Here is a 25832-nt window from a genome sequence, read left to right on the forward strand (position 1 = left end):
TGGCTCACTACGACAAACTCCTGAACGCCCCTCTTTGCTTTTCTTCTTGTCTAGCTACGAGGGGCTGAAGTCTGGCAACTGCTCTCAATGTCGCTAGAAACTTACGTTTCTAGTAAATGAACGACAGTGTTCGCTGTTGCAGACTTCAGAACGCCCCGCTCGCTTTTCTTTTCCACCTGCAATTGATACATTTGTGCGTACAATCCGCCTACTGCCAACAATTCCTCGTGTGTGCCACGTTCTTTGATTTCTCCTTTATCCATTACCAAAATTTGATTGGCATCTTGAATAGTGGAAAGTCTATGAGCAATCGCAATCGTTGTACGGTTTTTTCTCATGTTTTCTAAACCTTTTTGAATCATACTTTCTGTTTCAGTGTCAATATTAGCTGTCGCCTCATCTAGCACCAAAATTTTCGGATTGGTAACAATCGTGCGAGCAAAATTGAGCAATTGCCTTTGTCCTGATGAAAAACTATCACCTCGCTCAATGACTTCAGCATTATATCCTTCCTCTAACCCTTCAATAAAATGATGTGCTTGAGTAAATTGAGCGGCACGGATAATTTCTGCATCCGAAATTGTTTCATTCATCAAACGAATATTACTTTTTATATCCCCTACAAACAAGAAAGCATCTTGCAAAACAAGTCCAATTTTCTTTCGTAAGTCTTCTATTGGGAAATCACGAATGTCCTTGTCATCAATGAGAATTTTCCCTTCGTAAAACTCATAGAAACGCATGAATACGTTGATGATTGAGGATTTTCCGCTTCCTGTATGCCCCACAAATGCAAACGTTTCTCCAGGTTGAATGGTAAATGAGATATTTTTCAAAATCTTGTTCTCCCCGTCATAGCTGAAACTTACATTTTGAAATTCAATTTTCCCAAATTCTATTTCTTCGCTCGCATTTTCGTTTTGCTGTGGAGCAAGTTCCGTTTCATTCATGATTTGGCGGATTCTGTGACTTGCAACCAAGCCGTCTGAAAAAGTCGCTAGAAATTCCATTAAATTGCTAATCGGTTGAAAAAGTTGCTGAACGTTGGTAACAAAAGCATAAACCACACCTGCCACCACGAGATGTTCAAACGAGCGAATAGAAAAGAGTGCCAAAACAATAATTACACCGAAATTATTCAACAAACCGACAAAAGAATTGAGCAAAAGTGAATTGATTTTAATCACTTTTCTCCTCATTGCTAAATATTCTTCATTCGTCTCCTCGAAACTTTTTTGCAACCGTTCCTCTTGATTGAACTGCTGAATGATTTTCATACCTGAAATGTATTCATTCAATTTTGTATTCAAATCACTCAATTTTCCACGCATCTGTTGATAAGCACTAGAAGAAAAATGTTGGTATAAATAAATTGCCAATAGTAAAACGGGCAAGAATAACAGCATCACCGCAGCAATTTGTTTGTCTAATGCAAACAAACCGACAAATGCTGAAAACACGGAGAAAATCCCTGTTGCCAACATTAAAAACACAAACCAAAACTCAAATAAATTGGTGTCATTTGTAATGCGTGTAATCAGCCAGCCTGTTGATTTCTGGTCAAAATAACGCATACCTAACGTGTGAATTTTTTTATAAACGGCATTTCTCGTATCCACTTGCGTGCGAACGATTCCCATTTCAAATAAAAACCATTGCCCAAACCAAAAGATTGCTTTGAAAAAACTAGAAATCAAGTACAGACCTGCAAAAAAGAAAATAACTTTCATTGTCGTATCTTCTTTTGCCAAATGAACGTCTAAAAATTGCTTTAAAATAAAGGGTTGTGCCACATTTACAACCGCCAAAAAGAATCCACTCAATAGTGCTAGTAAAAAGAGACTACGTTGTCGTTTCGTAAATTGAAAAATAAATCGCAAAGCACTCCATTGCTCACGGAAAGTAAGTGTCCTGCTTTCATCCTTATGCTCCATGACGTTCCTCCTCTTGTGAGATTTTTTGTAATTCCCACATTTCTGCGTACCACCCTTTTTTCTCCAGTAACTCCTCGTGTCGCCCTCGTTCAATGATTTCACCTTTATCCAGCACGATAATCTCATCTGCAAACATAACGCTAGAAAGCCTGTGAGCAGTAATCATTGTTGTTTGTTCACTTCGTTCATGTTTAAGATTGGTCAAAATCGCTTCTTCCGTTTTGGCATCAACAGCTGAAAGTGCATCATCTAAAATCAAAAGCTCGCTTTCTAAAATCAACGCTCGAGCAATCGAAAGACGTTGTTTTTGCCCACCAGAAAGGGAAACGCCACGCTCACCCACCATTGTGTCATAGCCATTTGTAAGCTGTTGAATATCGTTATCAACCGCCGCCATTTTCGCCGCAAGTGTAATTTCTTCTTCTGTTGCAGACGGTTTGGCAAAACGAATATTGTCAGCAACACTCATTGAAAAAAGAAAATGATCTTGTGGAACATAGGCAATTTTACTTAAAAGACTATCCTTTTTCAATAAACGAATATCATCATCTGCAAAAGAAATGGTTCCTTTGTATGTGTCAAATTCACGTAAAAGCAAGCGAATCAGCGTTGACTTACCAGAACCCGTTTTCCCAACGATACCGAGCATTTTCCCTTTTGGCAAATGAATGGCAATGTTTTTAAGACTTCCTTGCACGCCACGCTCTTGCTCGTACGAAAATTCTTCGATTTGAAAATCAAAAGCTCCTTGTTTTTTGGCAACTTTCGCAAATTCATTTTCCTCAATATGAGAAGTGTGACTTAAAAGCTCCTCAATACGTGCCAAACTTGCTCCACCACGCTGGAAAATGTTAAATAACATCCCCACCGCAAACATCGGCCACACCAAAATACCAATATAGGTCATAAAACTCACTAATTGCCCGATAGAAATAGATTTTTGCACAACCAAATACCCACCAAGTAAAATCGCAAGAGAATAACTTATCCCAACAATAATCGCAATCGCAGGGTCAAAGAGAGAGTCGTAAAAATTGACTTTGACAAATGCTTGTTCAATCTCTTTTGTTTTCGTCTGAAAATCCTCAATATCTTCTTTTTCTTGCCCGAATGTCTTAATTGCTTTCATTCCTGTAATGCTCTCTTGCACTTTATCATTCAAATGACTGAATGTTTCTTGTGAATATTTGAATGCATTATGGATTCTTTCTCCTAATATTTTTGAAAAAAGTGACAAAAGTGGCAATGGCAATACAGCTAAAATCGTTAGTCGCCAATCGACAAATAACACCATTGCAAGAATTGTCGCTCCCCCCGTCATAATCGAATCTGCAAGCGTTAAAACGCCCATTCCTGCCACATTTTGCACCGACTGCAAATCATTTGTCGCATGAGCCATCAAGTCGCCTGTACGATGTTTTTGATAGAAAAAGGTATCCATTTTCAGAAAATGATCGAACAATTTACTACGCATTTTCTTCTCAAGCATGACCGAACCACCGAAAATATATACTCGCCAAACAATCCGAAATAAATATTCCAATATCGCCACAATCAACATCGCCACAAGAGAAATAAACAACATCTGAGCCGTCAATTGTTTCTTAGCAATTTCATCAATCACCATACCAATTAAGCGTGGAGGAATAATGTGAAGAATGGATACAATAAAAAGTGCTACTATCCCGTAAAAATAAGTTTTCTTCTCTTCCTTGAAAAACCATGATAATTTTTTAAAAATCTGCATAACTCCTACCTTTCTTTATTTAGCTGTGAAGAGCAGATGATGAGTCGTTGATCGCAATGACACCTGAAGATTTGCTTCAACATGACTCACTGCGACAAATTCCTAAACACCCCTCATAGCTTTTCTTTGTTAAGGACACCTCTAAAAACTTCGCTTAAAACTAGCAATTTAAGATAAGTGCGAGTTTTTAGAGGTGCCTTTAAACCAAAAAACATCAGTTTATTCTTGTAAGAGAGCAATCCTTTTAAAGCATAGACATTTTTAATAGCTAGAATAACTTGTTAAAAATATGTCGAGCTTTTCTTTTTAAAAGGATTTACTTTTCTTCAAGAATAAACTGATGTTTTGAGAGACAAAATTATTTTTGTGCCTTTTGCATAGAACGCATCATTTGACGAATTTTTGCCTCATTTGGTTTTTGTCCCATTTGTGCCATCATTGTTCTAAGCATTTCCTCGTTAATCGGAGGATTTTTCTTGAAGTAATCTTTCATTTGTTGACGAGCTAAGAAGAACCCTCCTGCAACACCCGCTAAAGCTCCACCTAAAAATACTAATACATATAACATTTTATTTTCCTCCTTTCTTTTGGCTAGTTATGAGGGATAAGAATTTGATGACTTGTTCTCAACATCTGAATACCCCTCGCAGCTTTTCTTTGTCTAGCTGTGAGGGGCAGGTGTTGGGCGACTGCTCACAACGTCGCTTGAAACTTACGTTTCAAGTAAATAAACGACGTGATTCGCTGTCCCCCAACTCCTGAACACCCCTCGCAACTTTTCTTTTTACAAATTACTTTATTAAATTTGATTATAGCGTAAAATTTTACGCATTAGAGAGCTGTTGCCATTTTTAACAGACAACCAAGAACCATTTTATCTGAAAACGGTCAAAAAGGGAAGTGTTATTTTTATTTTTCATACAAAAAACTTTCAAAGAACTTTTAGAAACTCCCCTATTTTACCAAATACTCACTCGTTCCTCTTCTTCTCTCCACATGCCGTCTCCTGATTTCACGCCGAAAGTATCGTGAAATTCTGCGAAGTTTTGTGCTTGTAGATTCACTCGCAATCTAGCAGGGGCGTGCGGGTCAATGCTTAGGAGCATTGTTTCATATTCCAAACGTGCTTTTCTGCACCAAATAGTTGCCCAGTTTTTCCAAAATTCTTCTAAACTAGCGTCTTCTTCGGAAAGTGCTGCTGTAAGAGCCGCACGAAGTCCACCAAGGTCTGCAATATTTTCTGAAACGGTCAACTCACCATTTGCTACTCCAGCTGGAACTTTTGCACCGTCAAACTCTGCAATCATCAGTTTTTGCTTTTCCTTAAAAGCTGAAAAATCTTCTTCTCTCCACCAATTGTTCATGTTCCCACGTTCGTCAAATTGAGCACCATTATTGTCAAATGCGTGCGAAATTTCATGAGCAATAACCGCACCAATTCCACCGTAGTTTTGAGAACTTGTTTGTTTTGTAGAATAAAATGGTGCTTGCAAAATCGCAGCTGGGAACACGATATGATTTGCTGTCGGATTGAAATACGCATTGACTTGATGTGCTGGCATATGCCATTTTTCTCGGTCAACAGGTTGCGTATAATCTGTCCATTTTTTCGCACGAAGAAGAGAGGAGAAATACAAAGTATTTTCAACCAAATTCTTTTCTTCGTCCACGATAAATTTCGTAAAAATTTCCTCTAATTTGTCTGGAAAACCGACAAATACTCCGAGATTATTCAATTTCACAATCGCTTTTTCAATTGTTTCTTTCGTTAACCAATTATTTTGTTGCAAACGAGATTTGTAAACATCAATCATCTTTTCAACCATACGTTTCACGTCAGCTTTGGCATCTTCACCAAAATACTTATGTCCGTAATACAGACCAACCACCTGACTAAATGTATTCGTTGCAAGGTCAAATGCGTGTTTCTCTTGACTGCGTGCCTCTGCTATCCCGCTCAACGCACGAGAGTATTCCCCGCCTATTTGACGAATTTCTTCTGACAAATAATTTGTGCTGCTCCGCAATTCTTCCACAAACATCCACGCAGAAATTTCTTCAAAATGTTCGGCGTTGACGATTTCCGTAAATTTTTCTGTAAAACGCAGAGTATAATCAATCACAATTTCCTCATCTTTGATTTCTTCACCTACAAGATTGCTCAACATTTCTTTTAATGGAATCGTAGACCATTTTTCACCGATTTCCTTTAGAGAAATTGGATTGTATAGTTTTTCGACTTGATGACTTTCCTCTGACGTATTGGCTAACGGAGCGATTTTTGCGTCAAACTTCAAGGCTAAAGCAATCATTTTTTCCGCTTCTTCTTCAGATTTTCCGTACATTACAAGAAGTTTGCTCATCATTGCACGAAATGAATCTAACAAACGCTCACGCTCTTCTTTTTTCTCTTCCAAGTAATAACTATTATCTGGCAAAATTAAATGTGGTGAAGAAAGCCAAAGACAATTTTTATCTGTATTTTTAAAATCAGGATCCACATCAATGGCAAATGGAGTTGCAAAACCTTTTAAAATCCACTCCGCAAGATTCTTTTTCCATTTATCAAAATCTGTCGCTTGCTCAATTCTCTCCAAATTCTCTTTCACTGGTTCGAAACCTAAGGCATCACGTGTAGCAAAATCCCCAGCTTTCTTGTAAAATTTGATAAACTCACTCAACTCCGCTGGAATTTCAACACTGCCATCAAGCATTGGAGCAAATTCTTCCATTAATAATTTTTCATTGTCGTCCACTAGCTGTTGAAAACCACCTGTTGCTACTTTATCAGCAGGAATCTCAAGTTTGGCAATCACCTCACCATTCACTGCCTCATACAAATCATCTTGAATACGCACTTTTTTTGCTTCCATATATATTATTTCCTCATCTTTCTACGAACTCACTTTGCAAGTTCAACTATTTGTTGAAAAACATCTCATTTTCTTTATTTTATTGTATCGAAAAAGGCTTTTTTAAACAAGTGTAAAACAAAATGTTAACAGAAAATTCTTTACTTCCTCTTTCAAAAAAGCTATACTTGTTGGTGTATTATAGTTTCACAAAAAAAATAGAGAAAAGAGGAAGTAATATGCGAAACAAAAATATTCATGGTTTACTTTTAGCAGCAATTTTTGCAAGTGTAATTTCAGTGTTGGCACAAATTTCTGTACCAATTGGACCCGTTCCCGTTACACTTCAAACACTTGGTGTCGGTCTTACCGCAAGCCTTTTAGGGAAAAAATGGGGAACGATTTCCGCAACTATTTACCTTCTCCTCGGGCTTTTCCTTCCTGTCTATGCAAATGGAGGAGTCGGTGTAAGCTCGCTATTCGGAGCAACAGGAGGATTTCTTTTCTCATTTATCCTCATGGCATTTATCGTAGGATTTCTTACAGAAAAACATCACCATTCGATTATCCGTTTTGTTTTGAGCAACATTCTTGGCTCTCTCATCTTACTTACAATCGGAACCATTTGGTTGAAACTTTTTACAGGAATGAGCTGGACTGTTGCATTTTGGGCAGGTGCAGGTGTTTTCATTCCAATCGAAATAGGCAAAGCAATTCTTTCTTCTTTTGTCGCTATTTCAGTCAAAAAAGCATTACCTGCTAGATTCCTCTTGCAGAATAAATAACTAAAAAATACAAGTCAAGGCTTTGTCATTTCCCAAAAGACCTTGACTTGTATTTTTGTTCTCCTCTTCTTACTTCATCGCCACAATTCCCCAAATGTCTTCAGCATACCGTTTCACCGTATGATCACTTGAAAATCGTCCGCCGTTGGCTGTGTTGATTAAGCTCATTTTATTCCATTTTGCTTTATCTTGGTAGAGAAGATCAATTTTTTCTTGTGCCTCGATATAACTATGGAAGTCAGCTAGAGTGAAATATTCGTCATTGTACTTAATTAATGCATCAAATAATTCTTGCCCTTCGCGTACAATATTTGGAATGGTGCCGTCTACAAATGTATTCAACACACGCTTGAGCGTTAGGTCAGAATTGTAGACTTCATAGGCATTATAATTTTGTTCACGATAATATTGATAAACTCTGTCCTTATCCATTCCGAAAATCACTATATTTTCCTCACCTACGGCATCTTTAATTTCAATATTTGCTCCGTCAAGTGTAGCAACAGTAATAGCTCCATTCAACATGAGTTTCATGTTGCTTGTACCACTTGCCTCTTTCGATGCAAGCGAAATTTGCTCAGAAACATCTGCTGCTGGTACGATTATTTCTGCAAGAGAAACATTATAGTTTGGTAAAAAGACAACTTTTAGCTTGTCTTGGATTTTTTTATCGTTGTTGATGAGGTTTGCGACCTCGTTGATTACTTTGATTACTGCTTTTGCATAGTAATAACTTGGAGCAGCCTTGGCACCAAAGATAAACACGCGAGGGGGGATTTCCAACTCTGGATTTTGTTTCAAATCAAGATAGAGTTTCATGATGTGAAGCAATTTCAACTGTTGACGTTTGTAGGCGTGAAGTCGTTTGACTTGCACATCAAAAATAGCATTCGTTGAAACTTTTACACCTGTCGTCTTGAAAATGTAATCTGCAAGACGTTGTTTATTAAGTTTTTTCGCCTGTGCAAGTTTTTCCTGCACGTTTTTATCGTCCTTATACGCCATTAATAACTCTATTTTTTCTGCATCACTTCGCCAAGATTCACCAATCGTTTCGTCTAGCACTTGACTTAATGGTTCATTGGAAATTTGCGACCAACGACGTAGAGCGATTCCGTTTGTTTTGTTATTAAATCTTTCTGGATAAAGCACGTAGAAATCATGCAAAACCACGTCTTTAAGCAAATCTGAATGAATTTTTGCCACACCATTCGTTGAATGTGAACCAATAATCGCAAGGTGTGCCATGTGGACTTGACCGTCACGAAGGATGCGTGTTCGCTCAACCAAATCACCGTCAAATTTCGTTGACATTTCCGTTACAAAACGGTGGTCAATTTCCTCAATAATCTGGTAAACACGTGGAATGAGTTGTTTTACCATGTCTACTGGCCATTTTTCGAGTGCCTCGCTCATAATCGTGTGGTTGGTGTAGCTCATTGTGCGAACTGTCGCAAGCCATGCTTGAGACCATTCCATTCCTTCTTCGTCGACCAAAATACGCATAAACTCTGCAACCGCAAGGGAAGGATGTGTGTCATTGATATGCACGGCAATTTTTTCATGAATTGTTTCAATCGGCAAATTCAATTTCTTAAATCGTTTAACAATCGTCTGAAGTCCTGCTGAGGTGAAGAAATACTCTTGAATTAAACGTAATCTTCGTCCTTCGTAGGTAGAATCATCTGGGTAGAGAACACCTGTAATATCTTGGATTTGACGACGTTCATTGATTGAATAATATTTGCGTTCTTCACTTTCTGGAATTTCAATATCCCACAAACGAAGATTGTTTACTTGTTCGTTACGGAAACCAACCATTGCTGTATCATACGGCACCGCACGAAGAATCCGTGGATTTTCATAAACAGGAATAAGTCTACCTGTCTGCTTGTCCTCTTTCAACCAAACATGACCTTCAAAACAAACATCTACTTTCTCATGGTCTTTGCGTACTTCCCAAATGTTTCCTGTCGTAAGCCACGCATCCGGCAATTCTACTTGATAGCCGTCAATAAATTCTTGTTTGAACAAACCATATTTATAGCGAATCCCGTTGCCAAACCCGGGAAGTCCTGTGGAAGCCAGCGAGTCCATGAAACAACTTGCCAAACGTCCAAGTCCTCCATTTCCAAGTGCCATATCCTTTTCTGCCTCAGCAATCTGCTCAAAATCAAGCCCCAATTCTTCTAAACCGTCACGTACAAGGTCTAAAATACCAAGATTTAGCAAATTACTTTTTAACATTTTCCCCGGCAAAAATTCAATAGAGAAGTAAAAAGCAATTTTTTGCTGATTTCTCTGTTGTTCCAGTCTATCCTCTCGCCAATCACCCGAAATATACGTTTTAATAAGAGAGCCGAGTGATTGGAAAAGCTCTACACTGTTTGCATCGCACGTTTCAATCGAAAATTTATGGTGCAAACGGTCTTTAAAATCTTTCTGAAATTGTTCTTTTGTTAGTTTCATTGGTTTCTCCTAAGTTCTCGTTATTCTTTTATTCACACAACCACTATGAGTAATGCGTTTTTAGCCCAAAAGTCCTCTATACAACTCAAGGTATTGTTCGCTTTGAGTATCCCATGAAAAGTCACTGGTCATGGCATTTTTCTGCAATTTTGCCCAAGCGGTTTTCTGCTTAGCAAATACTTCAATCGCTTGCTCAATTGTCTCACGTAAGACGAAACCTTGAAATTCTTGGAAACCAAAACCCGTGCCTTCATTCGTCATTTTGTTGAATGGTATCACGCTATCTTTTAAACCACCAATTTCATGAACAATAGGGAGTGTACCGTAACGCATTGCCATCATTTGCGAAAGCCCGCATGGTTCAAATGCACTTGGCATAAGGAAAAGATCAGCTCCTGCATAAAACATTTGAGCCATTTTAACATTGAATGAAATGCTGACCGAAATTTTTTCTGGATACCGTTGGGCAAAGTAACGGAAACCTTCTTCAAATTTCGTATCCCCTGTTCCTAAGAGCACTAATTGAACGTCTTGCTGTAAGAGTGAGTGCAACTCTTGTAAAACTAAATGAAACCCTTTTTGATAAGTCAAACGTGAAACCATGGCGATAAGTGGAACATTTTTTTTGACTGGCAAGCCCATCATTTTTTGAACTTCTGCTTTATTTTTTGCTTTTCCACTCAAATCATTCGCTGAAAAATGATGTTCAATCATCGGATCAGCTTCTGGATTGTTAGAATCATAATCAATTCCATTTAAAATACCGCTTAGTTTTCCATTTTCCATGCGTAACACTTGATCTAATCCACTACCAAATTCTGCCGTTTGAATTTCATTCGCATAGCTTGGCGATACTGTATTAACTCTATCAGCATAGAGAATGCCCGCCTTTAGCATATTGAGGTTATTGTCCCAAACAACCGTTCCATCATCATAACGTTCAGCCCCCATACCATAAAGTTCCCAGAGAATTGATTTGTTATACATTCCTTGAAACTCTATATTGTGAATGGTAAGAACGGTGCGAATGTTGTTAAACGCTTGAATCCAACGATATTTTTCCTTTAGGAGAAAAGGGATAAAGGCAGTATGATAATCGTTCACATGGATTAAATCTGGAATAAAATGCACTTTTTCCATCATTTCAATGATTGCCATTTGGAAAAATGCAAAGCGTTCGCCGTCATCATAATAGCCGTATAATCCGTCACGATCAAAATAATACATATTGTCAATAAAATAATAATGCACACCGTTAAGTTTTAACTCTTTGACACCGCAATATTGTCTGCGATAGCCAACATAAACATCAAAGTGAAACAAATCAACGAGCTGATTTTTGTATTCTTCTTTCATTTTTGACCAAAGTGGCAATACGACACGCACGTCTTCGCCTTTTCGCACCAACTCTTTTGGTAAAGCACCTGCAACATCACCAAGACCTCCCGTCTTGAAAAATGGTGCAGCCTCACTTGCAGCAAATAAAATTCTCATCTCTGGTTTTCCTCCTTTATTTCCTCATATTCATATGCTTATTTTACCATTTTACCTTATACTATCTCAAATAAAGGGTGGTAAGCACCACCCTAAATTCTTCGATTTGTTCGGAATTTTCACCTGATTTTATTCTACAATCAGTGAATCTACAAGAGCAGAAACCACTGTACCTTTTGTGATCACGACTGGTTTTTCATTTGTTCCTCTAACAACGGCACCTGATTCGATGATGACATTTTTGTCAATAATCGCATTTTCCACTATTGCATTTTCTTCAATTTTCACGCTTGGCATCAAGATACTGTTGGAAACTTTCGCTCCTTTTTTCACTCGGATATTCCGTGATAAAACAGAATTTTCCACGTCACCTTCAATGATTGAACCAGATCCAGATTGTGAATTTTTCACGTTCGAGCTACTTGCGTAATACGTTGGTGCTTCATTTTTCACTTTTGTATAGACTTTATTGCTTGAGAAGAATAAAGCGTTAAATGTTGCAGGGTCCAATAAATCCATGTTGGCATTGTAATAAGAAGAAACATCAAAAATATTGGAGACATAGCCTGTATATTCATAGGCAAGTGTTTCTTCCGTTTGCAATTTTTCCGCCAGCCAACTTTGCAAAGTCGGTGGCAAATTGGTTTTGTAAGCCTCACGAAGTGAAGAAATTAACCATTGTGTATCAATGATATAAATTCCCATGTTCAAGTTCACACGCTCAGAGGTATCTATATCACGCTTAAAATTGTGAGCATTTTTGACATGGTTACTTTCATCAAGTTCTAAGACGATATTACTTCCGTTCAAATCCGCTGGGGCAAATTTTTTGTACGCTACGGTCAAATTTTTTCCGTTATTTTTATGCACTTGCAAAATTTGACGTAAGTCTACGTTTGCCAAAATATTGCTTGACATGAAAACCGTTTGGTCTGATTTTGATTTGACAAGATAGTCAATCATTGCAGCATAGTAGTTTTCACCTTTGCATTGCATTTCTTCTAGTTCTTCATAAAAGCCTAAGAAATAACGATTTAAAAGGGTATCTAGTCCCCACTCTTTTCCGCTACCGATATGGTCGAAAACAGAACGCATTTCATTATGCTTGAATACAGCATAAACACTTCTAATTCCTGCGTTGGCAACAGCAGAAAGTTGAAAGTCAATTAAGCGATATTTCCCACCAAATGGTAGAGTCGCAAGCGGACGATTTTCAACGAGACCGCCCAGACCATTTTTATAATCTGTAATATTCCCAACGATTGCACATACTTTATTACTCTTCATTACGTTCTTCTCCAATCACTTCAGAATATCCGACAACTTGAATTTCTTCTGTTCCGTCAATTACCGCGTTGTCACCGATAACCGCATCTTCTCCAATAATCGCACGTTTAATCACGACATTTTTTCCGATTTTTGCACCTGTCATAACAAATGAATCTTCTACAACACTTCCTTCTTTGACTTGCACGTTGGTCGAAAGAATCGAATGGTTAACCTCACCTGCAACGAAACAGCCGTCCACCACAAGAGAATCGCACACACTGGCTTCTTCTGTAATAAAGTTGGGTGGTGATATTAAATTACGAGAAAATGTTCGCCAATTTCTATCACGAATTTCTAGCTCGTTGTCAAGGTTGATAAATTCCATATTTGCCTCCCAGAGAGAGTCAATCGTTCCAACGTCTTTCCAATAACCATTAAAGCGATAAGAATAAACATTTTCACCCGCCTCAAGATAGGCTGGAATGACATTGTTTCCAAAGTCGCTCATATCAACATCTTTTGAGTCTGCATTCACGAGCAATTCACGTAATCTTTTCCAGTTGAAAATATAAATTCCCATTGAAGCATTGTTGGATTTCGGCATTTTTGGTTTTTCTTCAAACTCAATAATGCGACCATTTTCGTCTGTATTCATGATACCAAAGCGACTTGCCTCCTCCATTGGTACAGGAATAACCGCCACTGAAAGCGAAGCGTGATTTTCAATGTGATTTTGGAGCATTTCATCATAATCCATTTGATAAATGTGATCTCCTGAAAGGATTAACACGTGTTCTGGGTTAATGCTGTCAATGTAATCAATATTTTGGTAAATTGCGTGTGCTGTTCCTTCAAACCATTTGTTTCCTTCTTTTGCCGAATACGGCTGAAGAATCGTAACGCCTGTGTCTATACCGTCAAGACCCCAGCTTGAGCCATTTCCAATATGTGCATTAAGTGCGAGTGGCTCGTATTGTGTAACGACTCCAACGTTTCGGATTCCTGAGTTTGCACAATTTGAAAGTGCAAAATCAATAATGCGGTAGCGTCCGCCGAATTGTACCGCAGGTTTTGCAATGGATTTCGTCAGCTTTCCTAGCCTCGTTCCTTGCCCACCTGCTAAAATCATTGCTAACATATCTGTTTTCATCTGATTGGCGAAAAACGCCAACCCTCCCTTCTATATAAGACCTCGATTGAATGAAGTTTTTCCAATCGAGTTTATGGGTTTTCTAAAAACGAACAAACCGTCTTTAGATCTCACCTTATCTTTATAGCATCTCTGCTAATAAATTCTTTCTACTCAAATGTTTGTTCAAGACTACCCTTGAGAGTTTCAACATATTGATTTGCTTTTTCTCTATCTTGTTTCATTTCTAGAACTTCTTCTGGTGGTTCGAGAAAAATTTTTTTCGGTCGAATGAGAATCGCCCCGAAAGCTGGTAGAGAAAGATGTAACTGAAACGGTAGCTCTTGAAATTCCCACGGAAGTGTGTGTAAATTTTCATTTCCACTCGTCCACGAGCCACCAAATTCTTTCATTTCTGAATTAAGGATTTCCTCATATTCTCCCCAATGTGTCACACCAATATGAAATTCAGGGTGTTCTACTGGGGTCATATTTAAAATAACTAAAATAAAATCATCTGGCTTTTTGCCTTTTCGGATAAAGCTCAAAATGGATTGGTCACGGTTGTGATTGTCTACCATATCAAATCCGTCTAACGTGCCGTCTAATTCCCAAAGTGCAGGCGATTGAAGATAAAGTTGATTGAGCTGTTTGGTAAATTCTTGTAGCTCATTTGACTTTTTCTCCGTTAACGCCGACCAGTTCAAGCAATCTTCTTGCGGAATACTGGCAAATTCGACACCTGCCTCTTGCAAATTTTTGGCTGGATAGGCTTTATGAAAAACGAGGAAATTGCGGATTTGTGAAAATTTTTTCCAATCTTCCCTGCCCCAAATCGCCGTTGCGAGAGTTTTCCTCTCACCTTTTTCCTCGAAAACATTCATCAAAGGATTGACAAAACTCTCGTCATACATTTCTTCAAACAGTTCAACAAGTAAATTGAAATGATATTTTCGATAAATCGGGTCAATTTGGTAAAATTTCAAGAGATTTCTCGACCACTTTTGATTGATTTTTCCTGTAAAACCAAGTCCACCATGACTAAGAAGAGCGGTCGTTTTCATGCGAGCGGTAAGTTCGTCGCCAAACATTTCTACGTGTGGCGTGTGAAGTTTCAGCATTTCATTGAGTTTGATTAGAAACTCCACTCCTTCAAAATTCTTTCTGCCTCCTTCATGATTGGGCGACCAAGGTCCTCCGTCCATATCTCGTGTAATCATTTTCGTCACAAACGGCAATCGCACACCGTCAAGATGAAACGTTTCTATCCAATACATCACACTGGAGAGAAGAAAACTTTGCACTGCACCTTTTCCTAAATCAAAATTTTTCCGATTGTCCGAAAAAGCTCTCGCACGGTTTCTATCCAAGTATTCAAATTGAGGAGTGCCGTCATAGTAACTCAACGCACCACTTTCCATTGAAAATTGGCTGATATTCATATCAACAAATACGCCAATCCCATTTAGATGACAACTTTCCACAAAATCTTGAAACTCTAAAATCGTTCCACTACTTTCCTCAAGTGCAAAAAATCCAAGCACACTCTCAGGCGATTCCGCTTGCTCATTGTATTCCATGAGCGACCGAAATAACACGTGTGTATAGTGCATTTCTTTCAAATAAGGAACAAGTTCTTCCTTTAACGTCTGAAACGTTGCATTCTTTCGCCATTCTTTGATGTTGAGATAGTAAATATTCATCGCTGAATGCCTTTTTTCCGCATATAAATTGAGGGATAAATAGTCCATATCCGTCCAATCTTTTTCTCGATTACAGCCAACAACACAAGCAAGACCGGGACTTTTCTCAAATCGAAGGGCGAAAGGGTCAATTTTCATCTCCTCTACACCGTTGACTTGACGAACTTTGAATTTGTAAAGTTCACCTTCTCTTGGCAAATCCGTCCAGACTTCCCAAATACCAAATCCCTCTACACGTTGCATTGGAATTTCTTCTTCCCACCACTTTGTGAAATCACCTGCAAGATAGACTTGCTGAGCGTTCGGTGCCCACACTCGAAAAACGTAACCTTTTTTTCCATTTATTTGCTTTTCGTGATGAGCAAAGTATTTCCAACTATCGACACAATCTCCTTTGAAGAAATCAATCGCTCGTTGTCGTTCTTCATCTTCCAATGTTTCTATGTTATTTTTCTCCATTTCTCTCCTCCATTTCGTTTGATTTTTTAAATAAGGGTCTTTATGTTCTTTTTTAAAATGAATACTCATAATAAACTTATGTAAATTCTTTCATAGAAACATTCAATATATTCTTATGTACTGCTCTATATCTGACCCACTTTGATATATTTATGAGCAAGTTATTAAAAATATACTTTTATGATAACACATTATTAAATAGTTGTTAAGACAAAAATACTCTTTTTTTTGAGAAATTTATTTTTTTTAAAGAAGTATGATAACCACAAGCTATTACAAATGTTATACTTTATTTTTATCGTTTAGAGAAAAATGAAAAGAAAAAACACCTACGAGCTGTAAACGTTTCACAATCGTAGGTGTTTTGTTATTTTTATAATGTTTTTTTCATCTAGTTTCTATTTCGTTTCAATCCATTTTTCAGCTTCAGAAAGTGCCTCTGGAATGCCCGCTGGATTTTTCCCGCCAGCTTGAGCCATATCCGCACGTCCACCGCCGCCACCGCCAACAAATGAGGCAATGTGCTTGATTAAATCTCCCGCTCGCAAGCCTTTTTCTTGAGCTTTTGCACTCATCGCAACAAGCAAACTCACTTTTCCGTCATTCGCTGTCGCCAACACTAAAACGTCTGAGAGTTCTTTTTGTTTCCACTGATCTTGCAGTGTACGAAGTTGATTCATATCTTTTACCGTCACTTGTGAGGCGATAATGCTTGTACCATTCACTTCTTTCACGTTTTGGAAAACACTTCCTGCTTGTTGATTGGCAAGTTTTGTAGCTAATTGCTCATTTTCTTTTTGCAATAAACGTAGTTGTTCTTGAAGTGCCACCACTTTCCCTTCTACTTCCTCAAGTCTTGGTGCTTTGACAGATTGTGCAATTTTTCGTAAAGCATTTTCGCTATCACGATATGCCGCATACGCCTCTTTACTTGTTACCGCCAAAATGCGACGTGTTCCTGAACCAATTCCTTCTTCTTTGACAATCTTGAACAGACCGATTTCAGAAGTGTTTTTCATATGTGTCCCACCACAAAGCTCGACAGAATAATCGCCAATTTGCACTACACGTACAAGTTTGCCGTATTTTTCACCGAAAAGTGCCATGGCACCCATTTTTTTCGCTGTATCAATATCCGTTTCTGTCGTGACAACTGGAATTGCTTGCCAAATTTTTTCGTTGACTTCTTCTTCAATTTTCGCAAGTTCTTCTTGACTTACTTGTTCAAAATGTGTAAAGTCAAAACGCAAAAAGTCCGTTTCATTGAGAGAGCCTGCTTGAGTTGCGTGTTTTCCTAGCACATTGTGAAGTGCTGCGTGCAATAAATGCGTTGCTGTATGGTTTTTCATCACTTTATTGCGACGAACTTCATCAACTGCCAAGTGGTAAATTTCACCTTTTTTCAATTCGCCAACAATTTCTACCGTATGCAAAGGCTGTCCATTTGGTGCTTTTTGCACATCTATTACATTGGCAATGAGTGTACCTTCAAGCGTTTGGATCACTCCATAATCTGCTACTTGACCACCCATTTCTGCATAAAATGGTGTCTTATCAAAAATAAGTTGAGCCATACCAGTTGAAAGCATCGCTTTATCTTCTTCACCTACAACAATCGCCTCAAGTTTTCCGTCAAGATTTGTGCGAGTGTAATCAAACTCTGAAGAAACTTTGATACTCGTCAAAAGTTCCGATTGAACGCCCATAGAACCACCTTTGACAACAAATGAACGAGAAAGCTCTTGACGTTCTGTCATTGCCACCTTAAATCCTTCATGGTCGACTTTAAACCCTTCATCTTCTGCTAATTCCTCTGTCAACTCAAACGGGAAACCATACGTATCGTAAAGCGTGAAAATATCACGTCCGTCAACAGTATCTGCACCTGTTGCTTTCAATTTTTCAAGCAATTCATCCAACATTTTGCTCCCCGCATCAATCGTACGGTGGAAACTATCTTCTTCACGGCGAATTTGTTTGGCAATAAACTCTGCATTTTCCAAGACTTCTGGATAGTAACTCTGCATAATTTCACCAACAATTTGAACTAAATTGTATAAAAATGCCTCTTGAATCCCTAATTTTTTCCCGTGCATTACTGCTCGGCGTAGCAATCGACGTAAAACGTAGCCACGTCCTTCATTTCCGGGTAATGCTCCGTCACCAATCGCAAAGGTCAACGCACGCACGTGGTCTGCAATCACTTTGAAACTCATATTATTTAAAGAATTATGCACTTCATAAGTTTTTCCAGAAATTCTTTCCACCTCACGAATAATCGGCAAGAACAAATCTGTCTCAAAATTGGTCGGTGCATTTTGTATAATGGAAACCATTCGCTCAAGTCCCATGCCGGTATCAATGTTTTTGTGTGGCAATTCAGGGTACTCGCTACGTGGAATACTTGGGTCTGCATTAAATTGCGAAAGCACGATATTCCAAACTTCGACATAACGGTCATTTTCAATATCTTCCGCAAGCAAACGAAGTCCGATTTTTTCTGGGTCGAAATCTTCTCCTCTATCAAAGAAAATTTCCGTATCGGGTCCGCTTGGTCCTGCACCGATTTCCCAAAAATTATCCTCAATTGGAATCAAATGTTCTGCTGCAACTCCAAGAGAAATCCATTTGTTGTAAGTATCTTTGTCATCTGGATAATACGTCATATAGAGTTTTTCTACTGGAAAATCGAACCACTCTGGGCTTGTCAAAAGCTCAAATCCCCAAGTGATTGCCTCATCACGAAAATAATCCCCAATTGAAAAATTCCCTAGCATTTCAAACATCGTATGGTGACGTGCTGTTTTTCCGACGTTTTCAATATCATTGGTACGCAAAGATTTTTGAGCGTTCGTGATACGTGGATTATCTGGCACAACACTTCCGTCAAAGTATTTTTTGAGTGTTGCCACACCAGAATTTATCCATAAAAGTGTTGGATCGTTTACTGGCACTAAGCTCGCACTTGGTTCAATTGCGTGTCCTTTTGACTCAAAAAAGTCAAGGAACATTTTGCGGACTTCCGCACTTGTCATTTTTTTCATGTTCTTTTTTCCTTTCAATTTTAGGGATACCCTTTACAAAAAAGCAAATAAAAAAGCCACTACATGCAAAGGCGTTTTACCACTGTACCACTTTGCTTGCAATGAACATCATTACTTCTCTTCATTCTTTAAGGCAGAAATACCTGTTATTTTCATAACAATTCTATAAAGGGAGCCAATCATCACTTGCTTATCACGCTCTCAGCCTAGACGTAACTTTCTTTGAAGTAGAGGAGATGATATTATTCTTTAATAGTTTAATTATAGCGGAAAATAGCGAGGTGTCAAGGAAACTTGTTTTTTCAGTTTAAGACTACCTCTAAAAATTCCCCAAGTAAATTCCTTGCATTCCCAAAACAACTCCTCTATAATTCTAATTGATAATGATTCTCATTATCAATTACTAAAAGAGAAAAAACATAGAGAGGGATTTTCATGAAAAAATGTTTGGTCATTTTCACGTTGATACTCCTTGTGCTTTTCTCAATTTTTGTAGGCGTCAAGGATTTAAGTCTTACTTCTTGGAATGAGGAGAATTGGTTTTTATTTTCAACGGTTCGTTTGCCTAGAACGCTTAGCTTGATTTTGGCAGGTGGGATTTTAGCCGTGAGTGGTTTGGTCATGCAGCAACTTACACAAAACAAATTTCTTACACCTAGTACAATCGGCACAGCAGATAGTGCGAGAGTTGGAATGCTTGTTGTCATGCTCTTTTTCCCACAAGCAAATGTACTTCTTCGCTCCACAATTGCGTTTCTATTCGCTCTTTGTGGCACACTTATGTTCTTTTTCTTGTTACGCTTATTTCCTGAACAAGATATGACAAGTATGGCACTTGTCGGCTTGATGTTTGGAAATGTAATTGGGGCGATTACGACATTTTTTGCCTATCAGCTAAATCTTGTGCAAAATATTTCTTCATGGCTACAAGGGAATTTTTCTCTCGTGATGAAAAACAGCTATGAACTTTTGTACTTAACGATTCCTCTTGCGTTTTTGCTCTACTTTTTCGCTCAGCAATTCACTTTGATTGCATTAGGTGATATGCAGGCAAAAAGTTTGGGTGTATCTGTTGAGGTCATTCGTTTTCTCGGTGTGGCGTTGATTGCTCTTGCCTATGCAACAGTTTTGGTGAGTGTCGGCAATATTCCTTTTCTATCTGTTGTCATTCCGAACCTCATTTTACTTAGGCTCGGGGACAATCTTAGGAAAAATTTACTTCCAACTGCGATAACAGGGGCGATTTTTCTGCTGTTTTGCGACATTCTCTCACGAGTGGTGATTGCTCCGTACGAGATGAATGTCAGTATCATCTCTGGAATTATTGGAGGAGTGATATTTATCACTTTACTCATACGAGAAAGCGTGGTGAAGTCATGATGAAAAAAACATTTGCACTTCTTTTGCTACTTGCCGCCTCGATTTTTTTGTATCTCACTTGGAATACTTATGGAAATTGGGCGTTTGCTCTTGAATTGCGTGGTAGGAAATTGATTGCTTTTGTACTTGTCTCTTTGGCAATTCCATTTAGCACGATTTCATTTCAGACACTCACAAAAAATCGCTTTATCACGCCGAATTTGCTTGGTATGGATGCCTTATATGTCTTTTTGCAATCCTGTCTCTTTTTCTTTTTTGGAAATGAGATAGCTCTTGCAAAGATAAGTGGCATACAATTTCTGGCGAATATTCTTCTGATGATGACGATTAGCACAGTTTTGGCTAGTTGGCTGTTTTTCTCGGAAAAATTAGTCCGAAATCTACATTTGATTTTGCTCATTGGCATGATAAGTGGCACGCTTTTTCAAAATGCAAGTAGTTTTATGCAAGTTTTGCTTGACCCAAATGAATATTTACAACTTCAAGGAAAACTCTATGCAAGTTTTTCCAATGTTGAGCTAACACATTTGTACATTGCACTTCCTATGATTTTCATGTTGCTTGTCTTTCTTTGGAACGTGCGAAGAACGCTTGATGTACTGCACTTAGGATTGGATGCTGCTCAAAATCTAGGAGTGAAAATTCAGCATTTTCAAGTTCTTCTACTACTAGCAATTAGCGGACTTACTGCGATTAGCACTGCTCTCGTGGGACCTGTCGGATTTCTCGGTTTTATTGTAGCAAATCTCACGTATCAGCTTGTCAAAACCTATCAACATCAAAAGCTCTTTCTCTTTGGTAGTCTTATCACTCTTACGCTTTTGGTGCTTGGGCAATTTCTAGTAGAACAAGTTCTTTCATTCAATGCAACGCTTAGTGTTGTCATTGAGTTTGTTGGTGGATTGTATTTTTTGTCAAAAATACTTGTCAAAAGAAAAATGTAACGGAGGAAACTGTATGCTTGTTCTAAAAAACGTCTCAAAAAAATATGGACAATCTGACGGAATCGAAGAGATTCATCTCACTCTTCGCAAAAATAAAATGATTGCCTTTATCGGTCCAAATGGTGCAGGAAAAAGTACGCTATTGTCCGTCATTAGCCAATTTTTACGCCGAGATACTGGTGAAATTTATTTAGACGAGCAAGAATTAAAAACGTGGCATTCAAAAGATTTAGCCAAACGACTTGCAAGCATGAGACAAACGAATACAACAACGCTTAATCTGACGGTTCGTGAATTGGTCTCGTTTGGACGTTTTCCGTATTCAAAAGGACGATTAACAAAAGAGGATAAAAAAATTGTAGTTCGAGCAATCAAGCAAGTGAATTTGGAAAAATTTGCCGAAAAATCCATTCTAACGCTCTCTGGCGGACAATTACAACGAGCGTATATCGGGTTAATTTTAGCTCAAGACACACCTTATATCCTACTTGATGAACCATTGAACAATCTGGATATGTCAAACGCAAAAGAAATCATGACTTTGTTGAAAAAATTAGTCAAAGAACACGATAAAACGATTTGTATCGTTTTACACGATATTAATTTCGCCAGTTGCTATGCAGATGAAATTGTCGCAATGAAAAACGGGAAAATCTTTGACACAGGAAAAACAAGCGAAGTCATAGAATCAAAAAAACTAACCGAACTATTCGGCTGCATCATTCCAATCAAAGAAATCAACGGACAAAAATTTTGTTTGTATTTTTAAAAAGAAAAGCGAAGAGGGGCGATAAGGAGGTTGCAACAGTGAGCCATGTCGTTCATTTAATCGCAACGCTAGTTGCGATCGACATTGCGAACAGTTGCCAAACTCCTGCCCCTCATAGCTAGACAAAGAAAGGCTCCGAGGGGCGATAAGGAGGTTGCAACAGTGAGCCATGTCGTTCATTTAATCGCAACGCTAGTTGCGATCGACATTGCGAACAGTTGCCAAACTCCTGCCCCTCGGAGCTAGACAAAGAAAAGCTCCGAGGGGCGATAAGGAGTTTGGCGACAGCGAACCACGTCGTTTATTTACTTGAAACATAAGTTTCAAGCGACGTTGTGAGCAGTCGCCAAACTCCTGCCCCTCGGAGCTAGACAAAGAAAAGCGAGCGGGGCGATAAGGAGGTTGCAACAGTGAGCCATGTCGTTCATTTAATCGCAACACTAGTTGCGAGCGACATTGCGAACAGCGACCAAACTCCTGCACTCGTAGCTATATAAAAAAATAAAAGCGGAATGGTGCGGTTTGAAGTCGGCAACAGTGAGCCACAGCATTTACTTGCTGGAAACGCAAGTTTCCAGTGCTGTTGCGAGCAGTTGCCAGACTTCAGCACCATGCAACTAGAAAAAGGAGAATCTTCATGTTTAAAAAAATATTCAAATACCTATTGCCAGCACTTCTGCTCGTTGTTTTAGTAGCGTGTGGAGAAAAGAAAACAGAGAAAAAAGCGGAGGCAACAAAGCCTTCAGAAATAACTGTTGGTGATATAAAAATAACGGTTAACCCTAAAAAAGTGGTTGTCTTTGACAACGGAGCACTTGATACACTTGATGCTTTAGGATTAGGTGAAAAAGTCATTGGAGCCCCTGTAAAAAATTTACCTGCTTACCTCAAAAAATACAAAAAAGTTGAGAATGCTGGCGGAATTAAAGAACCTGACTTGGAGAAAATCAATCAATTAAAACCAGATTTAATTCTCATCTCAGGTCGTCAACAAGATTTTCAAGAAAAACTTTCAAAAATTGCTCCTACTCTTTTCCTAAGTTTAGACGAAAAAGACGTTTGGGCATCTACTAAGGAAAATATTTTGACGCTCGGGAAAATTTTTGACAAGGAAAAATTGGCAAAAGAAAAAATTGATAGCTTAGAAGAAAATATTCTCAAAGTGAAAAAAGAGGCGGAAGCGAGTAAGAAAACAGCTCTTGTGGTCATGGCAAATGAGGGGCAACTTTCTGCATTTGGGAGTGGTTCTCGCTTTGGCATTATCAATGATGTTTTTGGTTTTGCTCCTGCTGATAAAGAAATCAAATCTTCTACTCACGGTCAAGGAGTGAATTATGAATATATTTCACAAAAAAATCCAGACCTTCTGTTTATCGTTGACCGCACAAAAGCAATCGGGGGAGATAGTTCAAAAAATAACATTGCAGACAATGCACTTGTCAAGGAAACGAACGCTGGAAAAAATGGTGGAGTAATTGAATTGCAAGCTGACGTGTGGTACCTAAGTGGCGGGGGCTTAGAGTCTACTCAGTTGATGTTGGATGATGTGGAAAAAGGGTTGAAATAACAAATTTTTCGATACACAAAACGCAGGAAATTTGGACTCCTGCGTTTTTGTCTTTATAAATCTTACTCCAACAACTCTCGAGCATGTTCTAAAGCTAATTCCGTGATTTTTTCACCTGAGAGCATTCGAGCGATTTCTTGCACTCTTTCTTCGCTGTCTAAAATGCGAACGTTTGTTTCTGTTCTTCCATTTTTGACTTCTTTTTCGATAAAATAATGAGCGTCACTTTTAGCTGCCACTTGCGGAAGATGTGTAATACATAGAACTTGTGAACTTTGAGCAATCTGGTAAATTTTATCCGCAATCGCTTGAGCCACACGTCCACTCACGCCTGTATCTACTTCGTCAAAGACAATACTTGTTTTCCCTTTTGAACGTGTGAAAATGGTTTTCAATGCCAGCATAATCCTGCTCATTTCCCCGCCACTTGCCACTTTTACAAGAGGTTTCAAAGGCTCACCCGGATTGCTTGTAATGTAAAATTCCACTTGCTCAATCCCTTCAGGAGAAAGCCGTAATTTTTCATTTTCAGTGAAACGCACTTCAAACTGTGCTTTTTCCATGTACAGTTCTTTGAGTTCTTTCAAAATTTCTTTTTCGAGCAATTTGGCTTGAGCTATTCTTTCCTCTCTTAATAGCAAACCTTTTGCCCAAGCGTTTTTTCTTAGTTGCTTTGCCTCAAGCTCTAATTCTTCAAGTGTGCCTGTGCTTGTAGACATTTGAGCTAATTCCTCTGAAATTTCTTCATAATAATCCAAAATTGTATCTATATCTTCACCATATTTTCGTTTCAACTGGTAAATTGTATCAAGACGTTCTTCGACTTCATTTAAACGTTCTTCGTCAAATTCTTGAAAATCTAGTTGTTGCGACAATTCGCTTGCGACATCTTGTAAAATATAGTAACTATTCGTCAAAGTCTCAGAAATTTGAGCAAAACTGTCGCTGTATTCTTCGATTTTTTCCATATTATCCATTGCACTATGGATACGTGAGAGCGTAGAATCTTCCTCGCTTGAGAGTGCCTCATAGCTTGCAGCGAGAGCCGTTAAAATGCTCTGGTAGTTGGAAAGTAATTTCACTTCTTCCTCTAGCTGTTCTTCCTCACCACGCACAAGCTCTGCCTCTTCAATTTCAGAAACTTGAAATGTCAACATATCCACTCGTTGTGCAAATTCTTTCTCGCTTTTTCTACGTTTTTTGTATAAATTCAGTTTTTCTGTATATTTTTGATATGCAAGAGCATAATGTTCTTTTAGCTCTGCCAATTTTTTTCCACCAAATTCATCTAAAAGCCCTAGATGTTTGTCTTCATCCATTAATTCTTGATGTTCATGCTGTCCATGAATATCCACTAAATGCTCACCAATGCTCCGAAGTCCTGCCAAATTCACCAAACGACCATTCACACGACAAATATTTTTCCCTGCCGATGTCAAATCACGCTGAATTAAAATCACCCCTTCTTCACATTCAATGCCTAATTCTTCAAGCACTTCAAGAAGTGGTTCTTTGTTTTCTGGAAAATCAAATTGCCCTTCTAAAATCGCCTTGTTCGCACCTGCACGAATGTAGTCTACACCACCACGACTACCTGTTAAAAGGCTCATAGCATCAATAATAATGGATTTCCCTGCCCCAGTTTCCCCTGTCAATACTGTCATGCCTGTTTGAAAGGAGAGGGAAAGTTTGGAAATAATCGCAAAATCTTGAATTGATAATTCTTGTAACATTTCTATAATCATTCCTTTCTGCGAAATCACTTCGTGATTTCTTGAAACTTGAACTCCGCAACGCTCCTCTTGTCAAAGTCTTTTACGTTGATTTTATAATAACTCTTTCAATAAAATTTGCTCTGCTTTTTTTGCTGAATTTTCCGTGTGGAAAGTGAGGAGTAATGAGTCGTCATCTGAAATCATTGCGAAAATGTCCTCTAATATTTCTCGAAACTCTCGTTTTTTGGCATAAGCGTTGCCGGGGAGAGTGGTGAGAAAAATTTGGTTATTGAGCCGTTCTATTTGCAAAATAGGCGATTTCCCTATGGTTTGTTGCTCTGTTTGTGATTGCTGAATGGCTCGTTCGTAGCATAATCCTCCCGTTTTCGAGACTACTTTTACTATGTTTAATTCATGAATATCCCTTGAAATCGTAGCTTGTGCAACATAAAGTCCTCGTTTTTCAAGTAAAGAAACGATTTCTTCTTGACTAGATATTTTTTTCGTACTAATAAATTCCAATATAAGCTGTTGACGTTCTGTTTTCTTCATTTTCTTCTAAAATCCTTTTG

The 25832-nt window shown here is 38.4% G+C and carries 19 protein-coding genes; 7 read left to right on the forward strand and 12 right to left on the reverse strand.

From position 1 onward, the window contains the following. Window positions 1-101 precede the first annotated feature (101 nt). The 4 genes from B5D30_RS07485 to B5D30_RS07500 form a co-directional block, all read right to left on the reverse strand. Complete coding sequence (locus B5D30_RS07485) at window positions 102-1934, reverse strand: ABC transporter ATP-binding protein (RefSeq protein ID WP_078807444.1); 1833 nt, start codon at window positions 1932-1934, stop codon at window positions 102-104. Beyond that, window positions 1924-3681, reverse strand: a complete 1758-nt coding sequence (locus B5D30_RS07490; protein ID WP_078807445.1) for an ABC transporter ATP-binding protein — start codon at window positions 3679-3681, stop codon at window positions 1924-1926. The genes B5D30_RS07485 and B5D30_RS07490 overlap by 11 nt, the downstream gene beginning before the upstream one ends. 358 nt (window positions 3682-4039) lie before the next feature. Next, window positions 4040-4249, reverse strand: a complete 210-nt coding sequence (locus B5D30_RS07495; RefSeq protein WP_078807446.1) for a YneF family protein — start codon at window positions 4247-4249, stop codon at window positions 4040-4042. A gap of 391 nt (window positions 4250-4640) precedes the next feature. Then, window positions 4641-6554, reverse strand: a complete 1914-nt coding sequence (locus B5D30_RS07500; protein WP_078807447.1) for a M13-type metalloendopeptidase — start codon at window positions 6552-6554, stop codon at window positions 4641-4643. A gap of 218 nt (window positions 6555-6772) precedes the next feature. Between B5D30_RS07500 and B5D30_RS07505 the strand changes: the two genes are divergently transcribed. After that, a complete protein-coding gene (locus tag B5D30_RS07505; RefSeq protein ID WP_159443257.1) occupies window positions 6773-7318 on the forward strand; it encodes a biotin transporter BioY in 546 nt (181 codons plus the stop codon). Window positions 7319-7387: 69 nt separating this feature from the next. On the opposite strand, the gene B5D30_RS07510 is transcribed toward B5D30_RS07505, so the two are convergent. The 6 genes from B5D30_RS07510 to alaS all read right to left on the reverse strand — a co-directional run bounded on the left by B5D30_RS07510 (window position 7388) and on the right by alaS (window position 18885). Continuing rightward, window positions 7388-9787, reverse strand: a complete 2400-nt coding sequence (locus B5D30_RS07510; RefSeq protein ID WP_078807449.1) for a glycogen/starch/alpha-glucan phosphorylase — start codon at window positions 9785-9787, stop codon at window positions 7388-7390. Between the two features lie 60 nt (window positions 9788-9847). Continuing rightward, on the reverse strand, window positions 9848-11281 hold the full coding sequence (glgA, locus tag B5D30_RS07515; protein ID WP_078807450.1) for a glycogen synthase GlgA: 1434 nt from the start codon (window positions 11279-11281) through the stop codon (window positions 9848-9850). Window positions 11282-11410: 129 nt separating this feature from the next. Then, window positions 11411-12568 carry a glucose-1-phosphate adenylyltransferase subunit GlgD gene (gene glgD / locus B5D30_RS07520; RefSeq protein WP_078807451.1) on the reverse strand — a complete coding sequence of 386 codons (1158 nt, stop codon included), beginning with the start codon at window positions 12566-12568 and terminating at the stop codon, window positions 11411-11413. After that, a complete protein-coding gene (locus B5D30_RS07525; protein ID WP_078807452.1) occupies window positions 12558-13700 on the reverse strand; it encodes a glucose-1-phosphate adenylyltransferase in 1143 nt (380 codons plus the stop codon). The genes glgD and B5D30_RS07525 overlap by 11 nt, the downstream gene beginning before the upstream one ends. Before the next feature lie 149 nt (window positions 13701-13849). Further along, window positions 13850-15841 carry an alpha amylase C-terminal domain-containing protein gene (locus B5D30_RS07530; RefSeq protein ID WP_159443258.1) on the reverse strand — a complete coding sequence of 664 codons (1992 nt, stop codon included), beginning with the start codon at window positions 15839-15841 and terminating at the stop codon, window positions 13850-13852. Window positions 15842-16239: 398 nt separating this feature from the next. After that, the gene (gene alaS / locus B5D30_RS07535; protein WP_078807454.1) at window positions 16240-18885 is read right to left on the reverse strand and encodes an alanine--tRNA ligase; all 2646 of its coding nucleotides are present in this window, start codon (window positions 18883-18885) and stop codon (window positions 16240-16242) included. Between the two features lie 435 nt (window positions 18886-19320). Here alaS and B5D30_RS07540 point away from each other — a divergent pair, with 435 nt between their 5' ends. From B5D30_RS07540 to B5D30_RS07555, 6 genes are all read left to right on the forward strand, one after another. Continuing rightward, a complete protein-coding gene (locus tag B5D30_RS07540; RefSeq protein WP_078807455.1) occupies window positions 19321-20265 on the forward strand; it encodes an iron chelate uptake ABC transporter family permease subunit in 945 nt (314 codons plus the stop codon). Further along, a complete protein-coding gene (locus B5D30_RS07545; protein WP_078807456.1) occupies window positions 20265-21209 on the forward strand; it encodes an iron chelate uptake ABC transporter family permease subunit in 945 nt (314 codons plus the stop codon). Before B5D30_RS07540 ends, B5D30_RS07545 begins: the two co-directional genes overlap by 1 nt. A 13-nt stretch (window positions 21210-21222) precedes the next feature. Then, window positions 21223-21978: an iron ABC transporter ATP-binding protein gene (locus tag B5D30_RS07550; protein ID WP_078807457.1), complete on the forward strand. Its 756-nt coding sequence runs from the start codon at window positions 21223-21225 to the stop codon at window positions 21976-21978. Beyond that, the gene (locus B5D30_RS13670) at window positions 21963-22100 is read left to right on the forward strand and encodes a hypothetical protein (RefSeq protein WP_159443259.1); all 138 of its coding nucleotides are present in this window, start codon (window positions 21963-21965) and stop codon (window positions 22098-22100) included. Before B5D30_RS07550 ends, B5D30_RS13670 begins: the two co-directional genes overlap by 16 nt. Beyond that, on the forward strand, window positions 22051-22224 hold the full coding sequence (locus tag B5D30_RS13675; RefSeq protein ID WP_159443260.1) for a hypothetical protein: 174 nt from the start codon (window positions 22051-22053) through the stop codon (window positions 22222-22224). The genes B5D30_RS13670 and B5D30_RS13675 overlap by 50 nt, the downstream gene beginning before the upstream one ends. 391 nt (window positions 22225-22615) lie before the next feature. Further along, a complete protein-coding gene (locus B5D30_RS07555) occupies window positions 22616-23545 on the forward strand; it encodes a siderophore ABC transporter substrate-binding protein (RefSeq protein ID WP_078807458.1) in 930 nt (309 codons plus the stop codon). Window positions 23546-23607: 62 nt separating this feature from the next. Here B5D30_RS07555 and recN read toward each other — a convergent pair whose 3' ends face one another. Continuing rightward, the gene (gene recN / locus B5D30_RS07560; protein WP_078807459.1) at window positions 23608-25278 is read right to left on the reverse strand and encodes a DNA repair protein RecN; all 1671 of its coding nucleotides are present in this window, start codon (window positions 25276-25278) and stop codon (window positions 23608-23610) included. A 93-nt stretch (window positions 25279-25371) separates the two neighbouring features. Further along, window positions 25372-25812 carry an arginine repressor gene (locus B5D30_RS07565; protein ID WP_078807460.1) on the reverse strand — a complete coding sequence of 147 codons (441 nt, stop codon included), beginning with the start codon at window positions 25810-25812 and terminating at the stop codon, window positions 25372-25374. Between the last annotated feature and the right edge of the window lie 20 nt (window positions 25813-25832).

It is taken from the genome of Pilibacter termitis (assembly GCF_900167335.1).
GTDB classification, from domain to species: domain Bacteria; phylum Bacillota; class Bacilli; order Lactobacillales; family Streptococcaceae; genus Pilibacter; species Pilibacter termitis.